The organism is Mesorhizobium sp. B2-4-18, assembly GCF_006441385.1.
GTDB classification, from domain to species: Bacteria; Pseudomonadota; Alphaproteobacteria; order Rhizobiales; family Rhizobiaceae; genus Mesorhizobium; species Mesorhizobium australicum.
On record NZ_VFUW01000007.1, the window covers coordinates 235,482 to 252,828 of the forward strand.

General features: G+C 64.1%; 14 protein-coding genes. 10 read left to right on the top strand and 4 right to left on the bottom strand.

Annotation, left to right across the window (positions count from 1 at the left end; all coding sequences use genetic code 11):
• Positions 1 to 183: 183 nt before the first annotated feature.
• The 4 genes from FJ527_RS18805 to FJ527_RS18820 all read left to right on the top strand — a co-directional run bounded on the left by FJ527_RS18805 (position 184) and on the right by FJ527_RS18820 (position 4,431).
• Entirely contained in the window at positions 184 to 1,626 is a 1,443-nt protein-coding gene (locus tag FJ527_RS18805; RefSeq protein WP_140823807.1) for a methylmalonyl-CoA mutase subunit beta, read from the top strand.
• Positions 1,623 to 3,743: a methylmalonyl-CoA mutase gene (scpA, locus tag FJ527_RS18810; RefSeq protein ID WP_140823808.1), complete on the top strand. Its 2,121-nt coding sequence runs from the start codon at positions 1,623 to 1,625 to the stop codon at positions 3,741 to 3,743. The genes FJ527_RS18805 and scpA overlap by 4 nt, the downstream gene beginning before the upstream one ends.
• A gap of 74 nt (positions 3,744 to 3,817) precedes the next feature.
• Complete coding sequence (locus tag FJ527_RS18815) at positions 3,818 to 4,048, top strand: AbrB/MazE/SpoVT family DNA-binding domain-containing protein (RefSeq protein ID WP_015318661.1); 231 nt, start codon at positions 3,818 to 3,820, stop codon at positions 4,046 to 4,048.
• On the top strand, positions 4,045 to 4,431 hold the full coding sequence (locus tag FJ527_RS18820) for a type II toxin-antitoxin system death-on-curing family toxin (RefSeq protein WP_140823809.1): 387 nt from the start codon (positions 4,045 to 4,047) through the stop codon (positions 4,429 to 4,431). Before FJ527_RS18815 ends, FJ527_RS18820 begins: the two co-directional genes overlap by 4 nt.
• On the opposite strand, the gene greA is transcribed toward FJ527_RS18820, so the two are convergent.
• A complete protein-coding gene (gene greA, locus FJ527_RS18825) occupies positions 4,428 to 4,901 on the bottom strand; it encodes a transcription elongation factor GreA (protein ID WP_140823810.1) in 474 nt (157 codons plus the stop codon). The genes FJ527_RS18820 and greA overlap by 4 nt on opposite strands.
• Positions 4,902 to 5,018: 117 nt before the next feature.
• On the opposite strand from greA, the gene FJ527_RS18830 reads away from it, so the two are divergent.
• The gene (locus FJ527_RS18830; RefSeq protein ID WP_140823811.1) at positions 5,019 to 6,395 is read left to right on the top strand and encodes a TIGR03808 family TAT-translocated repetitive protein; all 1,377 of its coding nucleotides are present in this window, start codon (positions 5,019 to 5,021) and stop codon (positions 6,393 to 6,395) included.
• Positions 6,396 to 6,404: 9 nt separating this feature from the next.
• Here FJ527_RS18830 and FJ527_RS18835 read toward each other — a convergent pair whose 3' ends face one another.
• Positions 6,405 to 7,409, bottom strand: a complete 1,005-nt coding sequence (locus FJ527_RS18835; RefSeq protein WP_140823812.1) for an asparaginase — start codon at positions 7,407 to 7,409, stop codon at positions 6,405 to 6,407.
• A gap of 27 nt (positions 7,410 to 7,436) precedes the next feature.
• Complete coding sequence (locus FJ527_RS18840) at positions 7,437 to 8,603, bottom strand: acetyl-CoA acetyltransferase (protein ID WP_140823813.1); 1,167 nt, start codon at positions 8,601 to 8,603, stop codon at positions 7,437 to 7,439.
• 194 nt (positions 8,604 to 8,797) lie between these two features.
• Between FJ527_RS18840 and betI the strand changes: the two genes are divergently transcribed.
• The 5 genes from betI to betB all read left to right on the top strand — a co-directional run bounded on the left by betI (position 8,798) and on the right by betB (position 15,105).
• Complete coding sequence (gene betI / locus FJ527_RS18845; RefSeq protein WP_015318667.1) at positions 8,798 to 9,388, top strand: transcriptional regulator BetI; 591 nt, start codon at positions 8,798 to 8,800, stop codon at positions 9,386 to 9,388.
• Positions 9,385 to 10,914, top strand: coding sequence for a choline-sulfatase (gene betC / locus FJ527_RS18850; protein ID WP_140823814.1), 1,530 nt, complete (start codon positions 9,385 to 9,387; stop codon positions 10,912 to 10,914). Before betI ends, betC begins: the two co-directional genes overlap by 4 nt.
• Positions 10,911 to 11,915 carry a threonine/serine dehydratase gene (locus tag FJ527_RS18855; protein WP_041163494.1) on the top strand — a complete coding sequence of 335 codons (1,005 nt, stop codon included), beginning with the start codon at positions 10,911 to 10,913 and terminating at the stop codon, positions 11,913 to 11,915. The genes betC and FJ527_RS18855 overlap by 4 nt, the downstream gene beginning before the upstream one ends.
• Positions 11,908 to 13,560, top strand: a complete 1,653-nt coding sequence (gene betA, locus FJ527_RS18860) for a choline dehydrogenase (protein ID WP_015318670.1) — start codon at positions 11,908 to 11,910, stop codon at positions 13,558 to 13,560. Before FJ527_RS18855 ends, betA begins: the two co-directional genes overlap by 8 nt.
• 81 nt (positions 13,561 to 13,641) lie before the next feature.
• Positions 13,642 to 15,105: a betaine-aldehyde dehydrogenase gene (gene betB, locus FJ527_RS18865; protein WP_140663187.1), complete on the top strand. Its 1,464-nt coding sequence runs from the start codon at positions 13,642 to 13,644 to the stop codon at positions 15,103 to 15,105.
• A 6-nt stretch (positions 15,106 to 15,111) separates the two neighbouring features.
• On the opposite strand, the gene FJ527_RS18870 is transcribed toward betB, so the two are convergent.
• A complete protein-coding gene (locus FJ527_RS18870; protein WP_140823815.1) occupies positions 15,112 to 17,346 on the bottom strand; it encodes a mannose-1-phosphate guanylyltransferase/mannose-6-phosphate isomerase in 2,235 nt (744 codons plus the stop codon).
• Position 17,347 lies beyond the last annotated feature (1 nt).

Here is a 17,347-nt window from a genome sequence, read left to right on the forward strand (position 1 = left end):
AACTTGCGGATTTCGATGGTGTTTGGCAATCGTTCATGGTCCGTCCACGCAAGCGACCTATATCAGGTGGATCGAATATCAGGTGGGTCGAATTCAAGCCTTGGGCGTGCATTGCGATAACTGACCGGGGACCGTAGATTGAGCTGCCCGGGCTGGTGCGGCCATATAGAATGAGGACGATGAATGGGCGCCGGAGCCTTGACCAGGGATGTTGAGCCAACGAATGCGGAGCGTCAGCGATGGCTGACGCTGGCGGGAAAAGCGTTGGCCGGCGCCTCCTTCGAGGAAAAGCTGGTCTCGCATACCGACGACAATATCCGCGTCGAGCCGCTCTATGAACGCGCGACCGGAACGGAACCGATCGTGCGCGCCAATCCTCAATCGCCGTGGATCGTCAGCCAGCGCGTCGACGACCCCGATGTCGAACGCGCCAAGAGGCAGGTCCTGGAAGATGTCGCCCAGGGCGCGACGGGGTTGTCGCTCGTCTTCGAGGGCGCCCCGAACGCGTTTGGCTACGGCCTGCCGAGGACGGCGCAGGCGCTCGAGACGGTGCTGGAGGGCGTGCCCCTCAACCGGGTCCAGATCCGTATCGACACCCACCCCTGGAGCCGCCCCATGGCCGACTGGCTGGTGGCGTTCCTGAGCAAGCGCCGCTCCGATCCGGCAAAGCTCAACCTTTCCTTCGGCATCGATCCGGCTGCTATCCTCGCCGGCACCGGCCGGCTGCGCATGTCGATCGAGGCGCTGCAGGAATCCATGCCGCAATCGCTGGCGCATTTCTTCTCGATGGGCGTTCCGGGTGTGCTTCTGGAGGCGGACGGTCGCGTCTTCCACAATGCCGGCGCCACGGAAGCGCAGGAACTCGGCATCATGCTGGCCTCGGCGGTCTCGTATCTGCGAATGTTCGAGAAGGCGCGGCAGCCGCTCGTCTATGCCGCGCCTCATATCGGTTTCGCGCTCAGCGTCGACCAGGACCAGTTCCTGTCGATGGCCAAGGTGCGAGCCCTGCGCAGGCTGTGGGCACGGGTGCAGGAGGCCTGCTCGATCCCCAATTCCACGGCCAACATCCATGCCGAGACATCATTTCGCATGATGACGGCATTGGATTCCGAAACCAACATCCTGCGCACGACGATCGGCTGCTTCGCCGCGGCGGCGGGAGGCGCCGATTCGATCTCAATCCTGCCGCATACGATCGCGCACGGCCTGCCGGCGGCCTTTGCCCGCCGCGTCGCGCGCAACGCGCAGCTGATCATGGCCAATGAAAGCCATGTCGATCATGTCGCCGATCCCGCCCATGGCTCCGGCGCCGTCGAAGCGCTCACCTCAGACCTTTGCGAAGCCGCGTGGGCGGAATTACAGGCCATCGAGGCTGAGGGTGGCGTGCTGTCCAGCCTTCGGGACGGACATATCCAGCAGCGCGTCCGCAACGCCGCCGCCCATCGCGCCATAGCCTTCAAGTCAGACGAGCGGGCCATTGTCGGCGCCACGCTTTATCCGTTGAAAAGCGAGCGCCCGGTCGAGACGCTGGACGCAGAGAAGCGACCTGCCTTCACCGAGGGCGTCGTCCTGTGCGAAGCGTTGTCTCCGGTCCGCATCGATCAATCCATCGGGGCCGCTTCTTGATTCCGGATTTCAGTCAGATCGGCTGGGTGCCGCCGCGCCGCGCGCCTGTCGAGGTCAAGGGACAGCGAACAACGCCGGAAGGCCTTGTCGTCAAGCAGCTGTACAGTCAGGCCGACCTCAAGGGATTGTCGCATCTCGACACCTATCCGGGCCTGCCGCCCTTCGTGCGCGGCCCCTACCCGACCATGTATGTCCAGCAACCCTGGACCATCCGGCAATATGCCGGTTTCTCGACCGCCGAAGAATCCAACGCCTTCTACCGGCGCAACCTTGCCGCCGGCCAGAAAGGCCTTTCGGTTGCCTTCGATCTCGCCACGCACCGCGGCTATGACTCGGACCATCCGCGCGTCGCCGGCGATGTCGGCATGGCGGGTGTGGCTATCGATTCCATCCTCGACATGCGGCAATTGTTCGACGGCATTCCGCTCGGCGAGATGACCGTGTCGATGACGATGAACGGCGCGGTGCTGCCGATCATGGCGCTCTACATCGTGGCGGCGGAAGAGCAAGGCGTCGCGCAGAAGGATTTGGCCGGGACCATTCAGAACGACATTCTGAAGGAGTTCATGGTCCGCAACACCTACATCTATCCGCCGAAGCCCTCGATGCGGATCGTCTCGGACATCTTCTCCTACACCTCGAAGAACATGCCGAAGTTCAATTCGATTTCGATCTCCGGCTATCACATGCAGGAGGCCGGCGCGACCGCCGACCTGGAGCTCGCCTATACGATCGCCGACGGGATCGAATATGCCCGCGCCGGCGTCGCGGCGGGGCTCGACATCGACCGTTTCGCGCCGCGCCTGTCGTTCTTCTGGGCGATCGGCATGAATTTCTTCATGGAAGTGGCCAAGCTCAGGGCCGCACGCCTGTTGTGGGCGACGCTGATGAAAAAGAACTTCGCGCCAAAGGACGAGCGGTCGCTGTCCCTGCGCACCCATTGCCAGACCTCCGGCTGGTCTCTGACGGCGCAGGATCCCTACAACAACATCATCCGCACCATGATCGAGGCGATGGCCGCGACCCAGGGGCATACCCAGTCGCTGCACACCAACTCGTTCGACGAGGCAATGGCGCTGCCGACCGACCATTCGGCGCGCATCGCCCGCAACACGCAACTCGTCCTGCAGAAGGAATCCGGCACCACGCGCATCATCGATCCGTGGGGCGGTTCGGCCTATCTCGAACGGCTGACGCATGATCTGGCGGCGCGTGCGCTCGCCCATATCGAGGAGGTCGAGGCTCTCGGCGGCATGGCGGCGGCGATCGAAAAGGGCATACCCAAGCTGCGCATCGAGGAAGCCGCCGCCCGCACGCAGGCGCGCATCGATTCCGGCGAGCAGATGCTGGTCGGCGTCAATGCGCATCGCCCCGGGACCGATATCGAGGTCGACGTGCTGAAGATAGACAATGCCGAGGTCAGGGCCCGGCAACTCTCGAAGCTGCAACGGCTGAAGGGCACGCGCGACGTCGCCGCCGTCGAAAGCGCGCTCGATGCGCTGACCCGTGCCGCACAGAGCGAGGACAACCTCCTGGAGTTCGCCATCCGCGCCGCGCGCGCCAATGCCACTGTCGGCGAAATCTCGTTCGCCCTGGAAAGAGCTTATGGCCGCCATGTGGCCACGGTGCAGACCATTTCCGGTGTCTACCGCAAGGCGCTTGGCGACAGTCCGGTGGTCGACCGCCTGCAGGACAAGCTCGGTGCCTTCGAAAAGAAAAACGGCGGCAAGCCGCGCATCCTCGTGGCCAAGATGGGACAGGACGGCCACGACCGCGGGCAGAAGGTGATCGCCACGGCCTTCGCCGATCTCGGCTTCGACGTTACCGTCGGCGCCATGTTCCAGACGCCGGAAGAGATCGCGAAACTGGCTGTCCAGAATGACGTCCACATCATCGGCGCCTCATCGCTGGCAGCGGGTCACCTGACGCTGATCCCAGAATTGCGCGACACGCTGAAGAAGCTCGGCCGCGGCGACATGCTGATCGTGGCCGGCGGCGTCATTCCGCCGCAGGACTATGATGCGGTGCTGCAAGCCGGCGCGGCGGAAATCTTCCCGCCGGGCACGGTCATTCCGGAAGCGGCGGAGCGGCTGCTGGATCGGCTGCTATCCTCGTGACGAATCTGTTATAATATCTGTTGCAACACCCGGCGCACCGCGTTATAATTAGCGTTGCAACAGGATGTTTCATCATGAACACCACAATTCGCAAGATCGGTAATTCGGACGGCGTGATTCTGCCGAAAGAGCTTCTCGATCGATTGAATCTCAAGACAGGCGACAACGTGGTCGTCGTCCAGGAAGGTCAAGAGCTTCGCTTGCGCCGATTGGAAGATTCTGCCGAAGAATTCGAGCGCAAGATGAAGGTAGCGCGCGAGCGGATGAGGAAATACGAGGTTGCCTACCGCGCGCTCGCAAAATGACGGCACATCATTCGCGAGAGTTCGTGGAGGCGATGCATGCCGAGCAGTTGCGTCTTCACGGCGGCGCGTCGGGGATCCGCGATGAAGGCCTGTTGGAATCGGCGCTCGCACGTCCGCAACAGAAAGAAGCATATGGCGAGCCGGATCTGAGCGAACTCGCTGCCGCCTATCTCTTCGGCATCGCAAAGAACCATCCGTTCGTCGATGGGAACAAGCGCACGGCCTTCGCTGCGGCCGACTTGTTTCTGTATTTCAACGGGTTAAGCATCGAAGCCGAACAGGAAGAGATCATCCAATTGGTGATGATGGTCGCTGCCGGCGAGATCGACGAAGCGGGTGCGGCCGCATTCTTCCGCGACCATGTCGTCAAGCTTGAGGACTAACTCTCCGAGAGCTTGACGATCTCCCACTCCTTGCCGTTGACGCTGGCCACGTCGCCGACCTTCTTGCCGAACAGCGCGACCGCCATAGGCGAGACGTGCGAGATGCTGCCCTTGGCCGGATCGGCTTCATCCTCGCCGACGATCTTCCAGTGCACCTTCTTGCCGTCGTCACTTTGCAGCGTGACACCCATGCCGAAGCGGACGACATCGCTGCCGGGCTCCGGCACGGAAAGCTCGGCACTCTCGCGCCGCGCGGTCCAGTAGCGCAGGTCGCGCGACACGACCGCAATGCGCTCGCGATCGGCTTTCCGCTCCGCTTTCGCCATGATATCGCGCAGATCGGCCAGATTGTCGTCGATCTGCGCAAGGCCGCGCTCCGTCACCAGGTTGCGGTGCGTGCTGATCGGCCGCTCGCCAACACCGGCGATGGCGTTTTCGCTGTCTTCTTCGCGGGTAAAAGCTCTGCTCATCCCCTGAACTTAGGCGCCGAGTGGCTGCCCGACAAGTCATTGCCGCCGAGAAGAGGCGCGTTGAACGTCTGGCATGATTCCTGCGGTGTCGGGGCTGAACACTGGGATTCTGTGCCGATGTTGAACAGACGAACGCTGCTGACGCAGACCACCGGCTTTGCCGTCATGGGCCTCGCGCTCGGCAAGGCGGCGGCCGCCAGCCTGACCGGCATCGAGAAAGCCTCGATGCGCGGCTCGATCAACGCCACCGAACTTGGCGTCCAGCCCGGTACGTTTGACGACCAGAGCAAGGCCTTCGCCAAGCTGCTGCGCGACGCGAACGGCCGCGACATGCCGGTCTTCCTGCCGCCCGGCACCTATGTGGTTTCCAATCTCTCGCTGCCTGGCCGCGTGCGTCTTTCCGGCGTGCCGGGCGCGACGCGGATCGTCTATGGCGGCGATGGCCATTTGTTCATGGCCGAACAGGCCGACCATATCGAACTCAGCGGACTGGTTTTCGACGGCGCGAATCGCTCTATGGGCGACTACGCGCAAGGGCTGCTGGATCTGCGCCGGGTGGCGCATCTGGTGGTGGGCAACTGCCAGATCACGGGCAGCGGCAAGAATGGGCTGGCGCTGGAACATGCGACGGGCCGGATCGAGCGTTCGGACATATCGGGGGCGGCGGACGCCGGCATCTATTCGGTGGAGGCCGCAGGGCTGGCGATATCAGGCAACACCGTCTCCGATTGCGCCAATGGCGGCATCCTGGTGCATCGCTGGCAAGCTGCGGAAGACGGCACCATGGTCACCGGCAACCGCGTCGAACGCATTGGCGCGCGCAGCGGCGGTACAGGGCAGAACGGCAACGGCATCAATGCCTTCCGCGCTGGCAATGTCGTCATCTCGGGCAATGTGGTTTCCGACTGCGCCTTCTCGGCGATCCGGGCCAACAGCTCCAGCAATTTGCAGGTATCGGGCAACACCTGCTCACGCTCGGGCGAGACCGCGGTCTATTCCGAGTTCTCGTTCGAGGGCGCCGTCATCTCCAACAACATCGTCGACGGTGCCGCCAACGGCATCTCGATCGTCAACTTCAACGAGGGCGGCCGCATGGGTGTCTGCTCCGGCAACATCGTGCGCAATCTGTCGACATCAGGCCCCTACACCGCGGATCCACCCGGCTTCGGCGTTGGCATCGCCGTCGAGGCCGACACCGTCGCTTCCAACAATGTCATCGAGAACGCGCCGCTCTACGGCATGTCGATCGGCTGGGGGCCGTATCTGCGCAACGTCGTGGCCACCGGCAACATCATTCGCAAGGCAGGCACCGGCATCGTCGTCAGTGTGGTCGAAGGTGCCGGCACGGCCGTCATCTCCGACAACGTCATCGATGGCGCGTCGAACGGAGCGGTCATCGGCCAGCGCTGGGCCGAGCCGGTGACATCAGACCTCACCCAGACCAGCAGCAGCGGCTATGCGCACTTGACCGTCGAGCGCAACCGCGTCAGCTGATTACCACCTTCAATTCAGGGCCGGCGTCGGCCTCAGCGCCCCGACCTTGGCGCCAATCCGGCTTTCGATAGGCGCATTCGCCAGTTCGAGCAGCTTCGCCGCCAAGGCCTCGTCCGCCCGCAGCAGCCTGGCGAGGACCGCGGCGGCGATTGCATCGCCGGCGCGCCCGGCACCGTCATCGCATTTGACCGCGATGCCGAGGCCGAGTTCCGGAATTGCGGCACAGTGGACGCCCTCGGCCCCGCCTTTCGCGAAAATTCGCCCCGGAGCGGCTTCCATCAGCAACAGGTCCGCACGGCCGGTGCCGGCGACGAAGAACGGCTCCGCCATGCAGGCCGAAAGCAGCCGCTTCGCGGCCTTCGCCCGCTCCGGGCCAAAGCCCTGGGCCGTGGCCATGCGGGCAAAGCCGAGCGCGAAACTCCTGAGCGGCACCGCGTAGGTCGGGATCGAGCAGCCGTCGATCGCGCGTTCGGCGGGGCCGTGCACAGCGCCGGTGACTGCCTGCATGGCGTCGCGCACCATTTCCTGCAGGGCGTGATCCGGCCTGACATAGCCGCGATGCGCGATGCCCGAATGGACGCAGGTACAGAGGAAACCGGAGTGCTTGCCGGAACAATTGTTGTGCAGCGCATTCGGTGAGCCGCCGGCACGCGCGAGCGCAATCTCGGCGTCATGGTTCGAGGGCCAGTGGACCCCGCATTCGAGCGCCGACCCGTCCAGCCCGGCCCTGGCCAGCATGGACCGCGCCAGTTCGACATGCGCCGGCTCGCCGGAGTGGGAGGCACAGGCCAGCGCCAGTTCGCGGTCACCGAAGCCATAGGCATCCGCGGCACCCGTTTCGACAAGCGGCAGGGCCTGGATCGCCTTTACGGCGGAACGCGGAAAGACCGGCTTCGACGTATCGCCGATCTCCAGCACCGGCTTGCCGTCGGCATCGAAGACGGCAACGGCGCCGCGATGGGCGCTCTCGACAATGGCACCGCGCAAAACTTCGATCAGAACCGGATTTGCCATGCTACCTCCCGCGAATGCCGGGGCGGTTTACCTGATCCGGTCGAGAATGGAAACGTAGTTGGCGACCGCCGCACCGCCCATGTTGAAGATGCCGCCGAGTTTCGCGCCCGGCACCTGGATGCCACCGGCTTCGCCGACAAGCTGCATGGCGGTCAAGACATGCATGGAGACGCCGGTGGCGCCGATCGGATGGCCCTTGGCCTTCAGTCCGCCGGAGGGATTGACCGGCAGGCGGCCGTCTTTCGCCGTTGTGCCATCCAGCGCCAGTTTGGCGCCCTCACCCGGCTTGGCCAGTCCCATCGCTTCATACTCGATCAATTCGGCGATGGTGAAGCAGTCATGCGTTTCGACGAAGGAGAGATCGTCGAGCGTGACGCCGGCGTTCTTCAGCGCGCGGGTCCAGGCCTGTTCGCAACCTTCGAAGGTCAGGATGTCGCGCTTCGACATCGGCAGGAAATCCTGCACATGCTCGTTGGCGCGGAAGGCGACCGCGCGGCGCATCTTCAGCGCCGTTGCCGTGTCGGCAAGGACAAGGGCAGCAGCGCCGTCGGAGACCAGCGAGCAGTCGGTGCGCTTCAAGGGTCCAGCGACGAACGGGTTTTTCTCGCTCTCTTGCCGGCAGAAGTCATAGCCGAAATCCTTGCGCATCTGCGCATAGGGATTGTCGACGCCATTCTTGTGGTTCTTGGCAGCGATCATGGCGAGCGCATCCGACTGGTCGCCATAGCGCTGGAAATAGGCCTGCGCGATCTTGCCGAAGACGCCGGCGAAGCCGGCTGGCGTCTCGCCGTCCTCGGGCAGATAGGAAGCTTTCAGCAAATTCTTGCCGATTTCGGGCCCGGGCGTCGTCGTCATCTGCTCGGCGCCAACCACCAGCACGATGCGGGCGGCGTTTGCATCGATGGCGCGGATGCCTTGCCTGACCGCCGCCGAACCGGTGGCGCAAGCGTTCTCGACGCGTGTCGCCGGCTTGAAGCGCAGCCGGTCGTCCGCCTGGAGAACCAGACTTGCCGTGAAATCCTGCGCCGAAAACCCGGCATTGAAATGGCCGAGCACGATCTCGTCGACCTCGTCCGGGCCGATGCCGGCATGGTCGAGCGCGTCCGTCGCGACCTTGACGATCAGGTTTTCGAGCGTCTCGCCCTCAAGCTTGCCGAAGCGCGAATGCGCCCAGCCAACGATGCATGCGGTCATGGCGGTCTCCATCCTTGGCGCCAGCGCCCACGGCTCGTGACGCACTTCGCCTTTATTGTTCAAATATAAACATTCTCGCCCGGGCCGTGAAGGGCCGCAACGCAACAATCGCTTGGTACAGGTCGCGTCGAGGTCGATTTTTTATTGATTGACGCGTCAATAAAAAATAATCTCCCGCAAAAATCGGAAACGGCATGCCAAAAGTCGGAATGGAGCCATTGCGCCGCAGGGCGCTCATCGACGCGACGATCTCGGCGATCGGCGAGCGTGGCTCGCTTGACGTGACCATGTCCGAGATCGCCGGACGCGCCGGTGTGTCTTCGGCGCTCGCCCACCACTATTTCGGCGCCAAGGACGAGCTGTTGTTCGCGACGATGCGGCACATCCTGGCCGAACTGACCATCGATATGCGCCGCGCCCTGCAGTGCGCCGGCACCGCGCGCGAGCGCGTCTCGGCCGTGGTCGCCGTCAACTTCTCCGATGTCCAGTTCCAGGCCGAAACCATTGCCGCATGGCTCGCTTTCTATGTCGAGGCGCAGCAATCGTCTTCGCTGCGCCGGCTGCTTAGAATCTATGCCCGGCGGCTGCATTCCAACCTGATGAGTGGATTGACCGGCATCCTGCCGAGGACCGAAGCCGACCGCGCCGCGGAAGCGACGGCGGCGATGATCGACGGGCTCTACATCAGGCGCGCGCTGAAGGATGGCGTGCCTGACGCCGCGACCGCGATCGCGCTGGTCGAGGATTATCTCGAAACCAAACTTGGCGGACGGCACAAGCAGTGACAGCGAAGCGACCCAATTTCCTGATCGTCATGGTCGACCAACTCAACGGGACCTTGTTCCCGGATGGGCCGGCGGAATTTCTGCACACACCGCATCTGAAGGCACTGGCGGCGCGTTCGGCGCGCTTTGCCAACAACTACACCGCCTCGCCACTCTGCGCGCCGGGCCGTGCCTCGTTTATGAGCGGCCAGTTGCCGTCGCGCACCGGGGTCTATGACAATGCCGCCGAGTTCGCCTCGTCGATCCCGACCTTCGCCCATCATTTGCGTGCGGCCGGCTACTACACCTGCCTGTCGGGCAAGATGCATTTCGTCGGACCGGATCAGCTGCACGGTTTCGAGGAACGGCTGACCACCGACATCTATCCGGCGGATTTCGGCTGGACGCCGGACTACCGCAAACCCGGTGAGCGCATAGAGTGGTGGTATCATAATCTGGGTTCGGTGACCGGCGCCGGCGTTGCGGAAACAACCAACCAGATGGAGTATGACGACGAGGTCGTGTTCCTTGCGTCTCAGAAGGTCTATCAGCTTTCGCGCGAACAGGACGATGCGAGCCATCGGCCCTGGTGCCTCACCGTCTCGCTGTCGCATCCGCACGATCCCTATGTCGCGCGCAAGCAGTATTGGGATCTCTATGAGCATTGCCAGGTGCTGGATCCGGAAACCGGGTACATCGCCGAAGACGAGCAGGATCCGCATTCTCGGCGGCTGTACCATGCCAGCGACTATCCCTCTTTCGAGATCACGCCTGAAGAGGTGCGTCGTTCGCGGCGCGGCTATTTCGCCAACATCTCCTATGTCGACGACAAGGTCGGCGAGCTCCTCGACGTTCTCACGCGGACGCGCATGCTCGACGACACGATCATCCTGTTCTGCTCGGATCACGGCGACATGCTCGGCGAGCGAGGCCTGTGGTTCAAGATGAGCTTCTTCGAAGGCTCGGCGCGAGTGCCGTTGATGATTGCCGGCAAGGGCATTCGTGCCGGGCTGATCGAGGCGCCGGTCTCCAATCTCGACGTAGCACCAACGCTTTGCGACCTTGCCGGCATCGACATCGGGGCGATCGCGCCGTGGACCGACGGCCAGTCGCTGCTGCCGTTCACCAAGGGCGGGCAGCGCACGGCACCGGTGCTGATCGAGTACGCGGCGGAGGGCTCCTATGCGCCCTTGGTGGCAATCCGCGAAGGCAGGTACAAATTCGTCCATTGCGAACTCGATCCGCCGCAATTGTTCGATCTCGAAGCCGATCCGCTCGAGCGGGACAATCTGGCCGCCGACCCCGCCAATGCGGGTCTTGTGGCGGCATTCCTGGAAAAGGTCCGGGCGCGTTGGGACATGGCCGGCTTCGATGCCGCCGTGCGCGAAAACCAGGCACGCCGCTGGGTCGTCTATCCGGCGCTGCGCAACGGCGCCTACTACCCTTGGGATTTCCAGCCGTTGCAGAAAGCGTCAGAGCGGTACATGCGCAATCACATGAACCTCGACAATCTCGAAGAGAGCAAAAGGTATCCGCGAGGCGAATGATGGCAGACCTTCTCGTTCCCACTCTCGACCATCTCAGGCAGGCCTACGCGGTAACGTCACGGGCGACACAGGTCACGCCGCTGCTGGAATCGGCGGCGCTCGCCAGAGAAACCGGCGCGGCCCGGGTCTTCATCAAGCCGGAATCGCTGCAATGGGCCGGATCCTTCAAGGTTCGCGGCGCTTATTGGCGGCTGAAGCGGCTTTCGCCCGACGAGGCGAAGAAGGGCGTCGTCGCCTATTCCTCGGGCAATTTCGCGCAAGGGCTGGCCGCGGCCGGCCAGGCGCTCGGCATTCCCGTGACCATCGTCATGCCGATCGACGCGCCGGCCGCCAAGCGCGATGCTACCGCGGGTTATGGCGCGCGCGTCGTGCTGACCGACCATGACGATCGCGCGCGTGAAGAGGTCGCGGCGGCCAAGGCGCGCGAAATCGCTGAAACAGAAGGGCTAGCGCTCCTGCATCCATTCGACGATCCCGAGATCGTCGCCGGTCAGGCGGGTGCCGGCCTCGAAGCGCTCGACCAGCTGTCGGGTAAGGATGCCAGCGCCGATCTCTTGTTCTGCTCGGTCGGCGGCGGTGGGCTGATCGGCGGCGTTTCGCTCGCCTTCCACTATCTGTCGCCGGCGACCGAGATCATCGGCGTAGAGCCCGAAGGGTTCGACGGCATGGGCTCTTCACTGGCGCATGGCAGCATCGAGACCATGCCGATCGGTCCGAAATCGATCTGCGACGGACTGATGTCGCGCCGGCCCGGCGACGCGCCGTTCGCCGCGGTCAAGACCGCTGGCGTGCGCGGCATCACGGTCGACGATCAGTCGGTGCGGCGCGCGATGCGGATCGCTTTCGAGCGGATGAAGCTGGTGCTCGAACCGTCAGGTGCGGCGTCGCTGGCGGCATTGCTCGGTGGCAAGGTGGATGTGGCGGGAAAAACCGTCCTGGTGGTGGCTACCGGCGGCAACGTTTCGCTCGCCGATTTTATGGCGCATATGAACCATGCTTGAAGCGGATTTCGTTATCATCGGCTCCGGCTCCGCCGGCTCGGCCATGGCCTATCGCTTGTCGGAAGACGGCAAGCATTCGGTCATCGTCATCGAATTCGGCGGCACTGATATCGGGCCGCTGATCCAGATGCCTTCGGCGCTGTCGATACCGCTCAACATGAGCCTCTACGACTGGGGATTCGCCAGTGAACCGGAACCGCATCTGGGTGGCCGCGTGCTGGCGACGCCGCGCGGCAAGGTGATCGGCGGCTCGTCCTCGATCAACGGCATGGTCTATGTGCGCGGCCACGCCCGCGACTTCGACCATTGGGCCGAACAGGGCGCGGCCGGCTGGGGCTTCGCCGACGTGCTGCCCTACTTCAAACGCATGGAGGATTCAGATGGCGGCGAGGATGGCTGGCGCGGGCACGGCGGCCCGCTGCATGTGCAGCGCGGCTCCCGGCGCAATCCGCTCTATGGCGCCTTCGTCGAAGCGGGCCGCCAGGCAGGGTTTGAACTGACCGACGACTACAATGGCGCCAAGCAGGAAGGCTTCGGCCCGATGGAGCAGACCATTCTGGGCGGCCGCCGCTGGTCGGCGGCATCAGCCTATCTGAAGCCGGCGCTCCGGCGCAAAAACGTCAGACTGGTCAAAGGCTTTGCGCGCCGGGTGATCATCGAGAATCAACGCGCCATCGGCGTCGAGATCGAAGCTCACAAACAGATTCAGGTCGTTAAGGCGCGACGTGAAGTAATCGTCGCGGCGTCGTCGATCAACTCGCCGAAGATCCTGATGCTGTCCGGTATCGGCCCGGCCGGGCATTTGCACGAAAACGGCATTGCCGTCGTGGCCGACCGGCCTGGCGTCGGCGGCAACCTGCAGGACCATCTGGAGCTCTACATCCAGCAGGAATCGACCAAACCGATCACGCTGAATTCAGTGCTGAACCCGTTCTCCAAGGCGATGATCGGGGCGCAGTGGCTGTTCTTCAAATCGGGCCTTGGCGCCACCAATCATTTCGAGGCGGCCGCCTTCGTGCGCTCGCAGGCAGGCGTCGACTATCCCGACATCCAGTACCACTTCATCCCGGCGGCGGTGCGTTACGACGGCAAGGCGGCGGCGAAGTCGCACGGCTTCCAGGCGCATGTCGGACCGATGCGCTCGAAGTCGCGCGGCTCGGTGACGCTGCGCTCGCCGGATCCGAAAGCGAAGCCGGTCATCCGCTTCAACTACATGTCGCATCCGGACGACTGGGCGGAGTTCCGCCACTGCATCCGCCTGACCCGCGAGATCTTCGGCCAGTCGGCCTTCGATGCCTATCGCGGACAGGAACTCTCGCCGGGCAGCCATGTCCAGTCGGACGACGATCTCGACGTGTTCATCCGCGACCATGCCGAAAGCGCCTACCACCCCTGCGGCACCTGCCGAATGGGCCGCGTCGATGATCAATCGAGCGTGGTCGATCCGGAATGCCGGGTCATCGGCGTCGACGGATTGCGGGTCGCCGACTCCTCGATCTTCCCGCGCGTGACCAACGGCAACCTCAACGCGCCATCGATCATGACCGGCGAAAAAGCGTCCGATCACATCCTTGGCCGCACGCCGCTCGCGCCGTCCAACCAGGAACCATGGATCAATCCGCGCTGGCAGGCTTCCGACAGATAGGCCATGATCCGCCGATAGAGTGAGCTGCCCGACAGGCGCCCGCCCAATAGCCGTCTTGGGCACAACGATTGGAGACCTCCCATGCGCGCCCAGCCCACGGCTTCGCACTATGTCAACGGACGCTATATCGAGGACGAAGGCGGCGCGCCGCTGCCGGTGATCTATCCGGCCACGGGCGAGACCATCGCCATGCTGCGATCGGCGACGCCGAACGTGCTGGAACTGGCGGTCGAGGCCGCCCGCGCCGCACAGCCGGCCTGGGCGCGGCTTAAGCCGGTCGAGCGCGGCCGCATCCTGCGCCGAGCCGCCGACATTTTGCGCGCCCGCAACGCCGATCTTGCCCGCATCGAGACGCTCGACACCGGGAAGGCGATCCAGGAGACACTGGTGGCGGATGCACCTTCCGCTGCGGACTGCCTTGAATATTTCGCCGGCGCGGTCGCTGTCTTCAACGGCGAAGCGGTCGACCTCGGCGGGCCGTTCGCCTATACGCGCCGCGAGGCGCTCGGCGTCTGTGTCGGCATCGGCGCATGGAACTATCCGATCCAGATCGCCGGCTGGAAATCCGCACCCGCACTCGCCATGGGCAATGCCATGGTGTTCAAGCCATCGGAAAACACGCCGCTTTCGGCGCTGGCGCTGGCCGAGATCTACTCGGAAGCCGGCCTGCCCGACGGGCTGTTCAACGTCGTGCAAGGCTATGGCGACGTCGGCGCCGGCCTTGTCGGCCATGATGTCGTGGCCAAGGTCTCGGTGACCGGCTCGGTGCCGACCGGGCGCAAGGTGCTGTCGCTAGCGGGCTCCAGGATGAAGCACGCGACGATGGAACTCGGCGGCAAGTCGCCGCTGATCGTCTTCGACGATGCCGATCTCGAAAATGCGATTGGCGGCGCCATGCTCGGCAACTTCTATTCGACCGGCCAGATCTGTTCCAACGGCACGCGCGTTTTCGTCCAGAGTGGCATTCACGACCGCTTTGTCGAGCGGCTGATCGAACGGACCAAGAAAATCCGCATCGGCGATCCGCTCGACCCGGAAACGCAGATGGGGCCGCTGGTCTCCAAGGCACAGCAAGACAAAGTCGTCGGCTATATCGAGGCCGGCAAGCACGATGGGGCGACGCTGGCCTGTGGCGGCAATGTGCCGTCGCTGCAGGGCTTCCAGGGCGGCTTCTTCGTCGAGCCGACCGTGTTCACCGCCGTTACCGACACGATGCGGATCGCCCGCGAGGAGATTTTCGGCCCGGTCATGAGCGTGCTGAAATTCGACAGCGAGGACGAGGTGATCGACCGCGCCAACGACACCGAGTTCGGTCTTGCCGCCGGCGTCTTCACGCGCGACCTGCCGCGCGCCCACCGCGTCATCGCCGAGTTGCAGGCCGGAACCTGCTGGATCAATGCCTACAATCTGACACCGGTGGAAATTCCCTTCGGCGGCGTCAAGCAATCGGGCATCGGGCGGGAGAACTCGCTGGCGGCGCTGGCGCTCTATTCGCAGCTGAAGTCGATCTATGTCGAGACCGGGGACGTCGCCAGTCCGTACTGATCCCGCCTACTTCTCCGCCGTTCCATCCAGATACTGCGTCAGCGCACAGACCAGATGGTAGAAGATGCTCGCCGGCACGTCAGATGCCAGCGAGCGGCCGCGCTCGTCCATGCGATCGATCCAAAGACCCAGCGGCGCCGGGTCGATATGCCAGCGGAACAGCCGGCCGACCCTCGCCTCGATCTCCGGCTTCAGATCGGGGCCGCCCGAGCCATCCAGCGCGATCGCCGCCTTGAGCGCCTCGGCCTGCGGCCAGCTGCGCGATATCAGGTCGAGCGGCAGTCCTTGCCGCGAGACTGCGCCATAAGCAAGGCCGGTGGCCCGGTTGAGGCCATTGGCGATTGCCGAGGCGTAGAGTTTTCGGGCAAAGACGCTCAGTTCGGCCTGACCGCTGCGGCCGGCGAAATCGACCAGCAGCGAGGCCCATTCGAAGTGATGGCCAGGTTCGGTCCAGGCCCCCTTCTCTCCCGGTACCGGTTTCCATTCTGCATCGAAATACTCGCCGAGCGTCCAGCTCTCGGCGTCGAAGAAATGGCTGCGGAAGAGGTCGATGATGCGCGCCGCGCGACGCAGATGCGCACGCTCACCGGTTGCCTGGTGCCAAGCCAGGAAAGCTTCGAGCAGATGCATGTGGGGGTTGGAGCGTCGCTCGCCCGCCCCGTCCGAGGTGTCGAGGAAGCCGGTCATGCGGCTGTCCTCCAGATGCGCATCGAGGAAGGTGAAGGTCTCTTGGCCGAGCCGCAAGGCATCGGCATTGCCCGACATATGCGCATACGCCAGCGCCAGCAGGATGCAGGAATGATCGTAGGCGTCCTCGACGGGATCGGCGACGGAGCCATCGACATTCAGCGTGCGCACCCAACCGCCCCGTTCGGTGCGGCCCTGCCCCGCCATGAAGTCGATGCCATGCGCGATCAGCCGGTCGGCCGGCCCGGTCCAACCGCGCTCCTTGGCAACCGCGAAGGCATAGACCTGCCTGGCCTGGGTGCGCATGCGCTTGGGCTTGACGAGCGGCTTGGCGTCGAAACCCAGCGCCTCGTGGAAGCCACCGTGGCGCTCGTCGACGCCTGATGTCGACCACAACGGCAAGGTCTCCTGGAACAGCCAGTGATGAACGCGCCGCCGCCAGGCGCCACTTTCGATGACGCGGTCATGCGCCGGCGTGAACCTGGTTTCCAGCCGTCCCGATTTTTCGAGTTGTTCGACGATCTTCTTGACGTGCTGGCTGTGGCTCACCGGGGCAACGAAAGTGGCATCCGCCGTCGAGACAATGGCAACGTCCTTCATGCCGATCGCCGACAGCAGGCGGCCGTCGCTGCGGATATAGGAATTCTCGCAATCTATGGCGACGACATCGCCGACAACGACGTTGCCCCGGTCGTCGGCGGGACCGACATCGAGGAGCGATTGCCAGGAGCCGAGGTCGTTCCAGCGGAAGCCGGCCGGCACCATGGCTATGTCTTTTGCCCGCTCCATGATGGCATAGTCGATCGAGTTCGACGGGATCGCCGCGTAAAGTTCCAGCGGCATATAGAGGCCGGACAGGTCCGTCGTGGCCGCCTCGTAGGCCGCTTCGGTGGCGTGCCAGATGTCGGGCTGGAATGTCTTGAAGGCGTCGCGCATGGCACCGGCCCGAAACAGGAAGATGCCGGTGTTCCAGTAGAAATTTCCCGCCTTGAGATAGTCGTTGGCCGTCGCAAGGTCGGGCTTCTCGACGAAGCGCGAAACGTCGAACACCCCGCCCTTCTCGGCCGATACCTCGATATAGCCGTAACCGGTTTCCGGCTGGGTCGGTTTGATGCCGAACACCACCAGACGACCGGCGCGCGCCGCCTGCGATCCCGCCTCGATACTTTGCCAGAATTGCCCTGCCGTCGCTATTTCATGGTCCGAGGGCACCACCAGAACCAGGCTGTCGCCGAATTCCGACAGCGTGCGCAGGGTCGCCAGTGCGACGACGGCGGCCGTGTTGCGTCCCGCCGGCTCGAACAGCGGGCCGCCGCCGGCAAGATCGAGACCGGCCAAGTCGGCATGGACACGATCGGCGTGACGCTCCGATGCGATCAGGAAGATCGGCGACTCGCCAGCCGGTCTCGCCGTCAGGCGGCGCAAGGTCTTGGCGAGCATGGAACCGTCGCCCGACAGATCGTGGAACTGCTTGGGATTGTCCTCGCGTGACAGCGGCCACAGCCGAGAGCCGACGCCGCCGCTCATGACAAAACTGACGATGCGCTGGCCCATG

Bases quoted from the DNA above. Each gene is read 5' to 3' on its own strand.
- betI (WP_015318667.1), top strand. From the start codon at position 8,798: ATGCCAAAAGTCGGAATGGAGCCATTGCGCCGCAGGGCGCTCATCGAC.
- betB (WP_140663187.1), top strand. From the start codon at position 13,642: ATGCGCGCCCAGCCCACGGCTTCGCACTATGTCAACGGACGCTATATC.
- FJ527_RS18820 (WP_140823809.1), top strand. From the start codon at position 4,045: ATGACGGCACATCATTCGCGAGAGTTCGTGGAGGCGATGCATGCCGAG.
- FJ527_RS18840 (WP_140823813.1), bottom strand. From the start codon at position 8,603: ATGACCGCATGCATCGTTGGCTGGGCGCATTCGCGCTTCGGCAAGCTT.
- greA (WP_140823810.1), bottom strand. From the start codon at position 4,901: ATGAGCAGAGCTTTTACCCGCGAAGAAGACAGCGAAAACGCCATCGCC.
- FJ527_RS18835 (WP_140823812.1), bottom strand. From the start codon at position 7,409: ATGGCAAATCCGGTTCTGATCGAAGTTTTGCGCGGTGCCATTGTCGAG.
- FJ527_RS18855 (WP_041163494.1), top strand. From the start codon at position 10,911: ATGATGGCAGACCTTCTCGTTCCCACTCTCGACCATCTCAGGCAGGCC.
- FJ527_RS18870 (WP_140823815.1), bottom strand. From the start codon at position 17,346: ATGGGCCAGCGCATCGTCAGTTTTGTCATGAGCGGCGGCGTCGGCTCT.
- FJ527_RS18815 (WP_015318661.1), top strand. From the start codon at position 3,818: ATGAACACCACAATTCGCAAGATCGGTAATTCGGACGGCGTGATTCTG.
- FJ527_RS18805 (WP_140823807.1), top strand. From the start codon at position 184: ATGGGCGCCGGAGCCTTGACCAGGGATGTTGAGCCAACGAATGCGGAG.
- betA (WP_015318670.1), top strand. From the start codon at position 11,908: ATGCTTGAAGCGGATTTCGTTATCATCGGCTCCGGCTCCGCCGGCTCG.
- FJ527_RS18830 (WP_140823811.1), top strand. From the start codon at position 5,019: ATGTTGAACAGACGAACGCTGCTGACGCAGACCACCGGCTTTGCCGTC.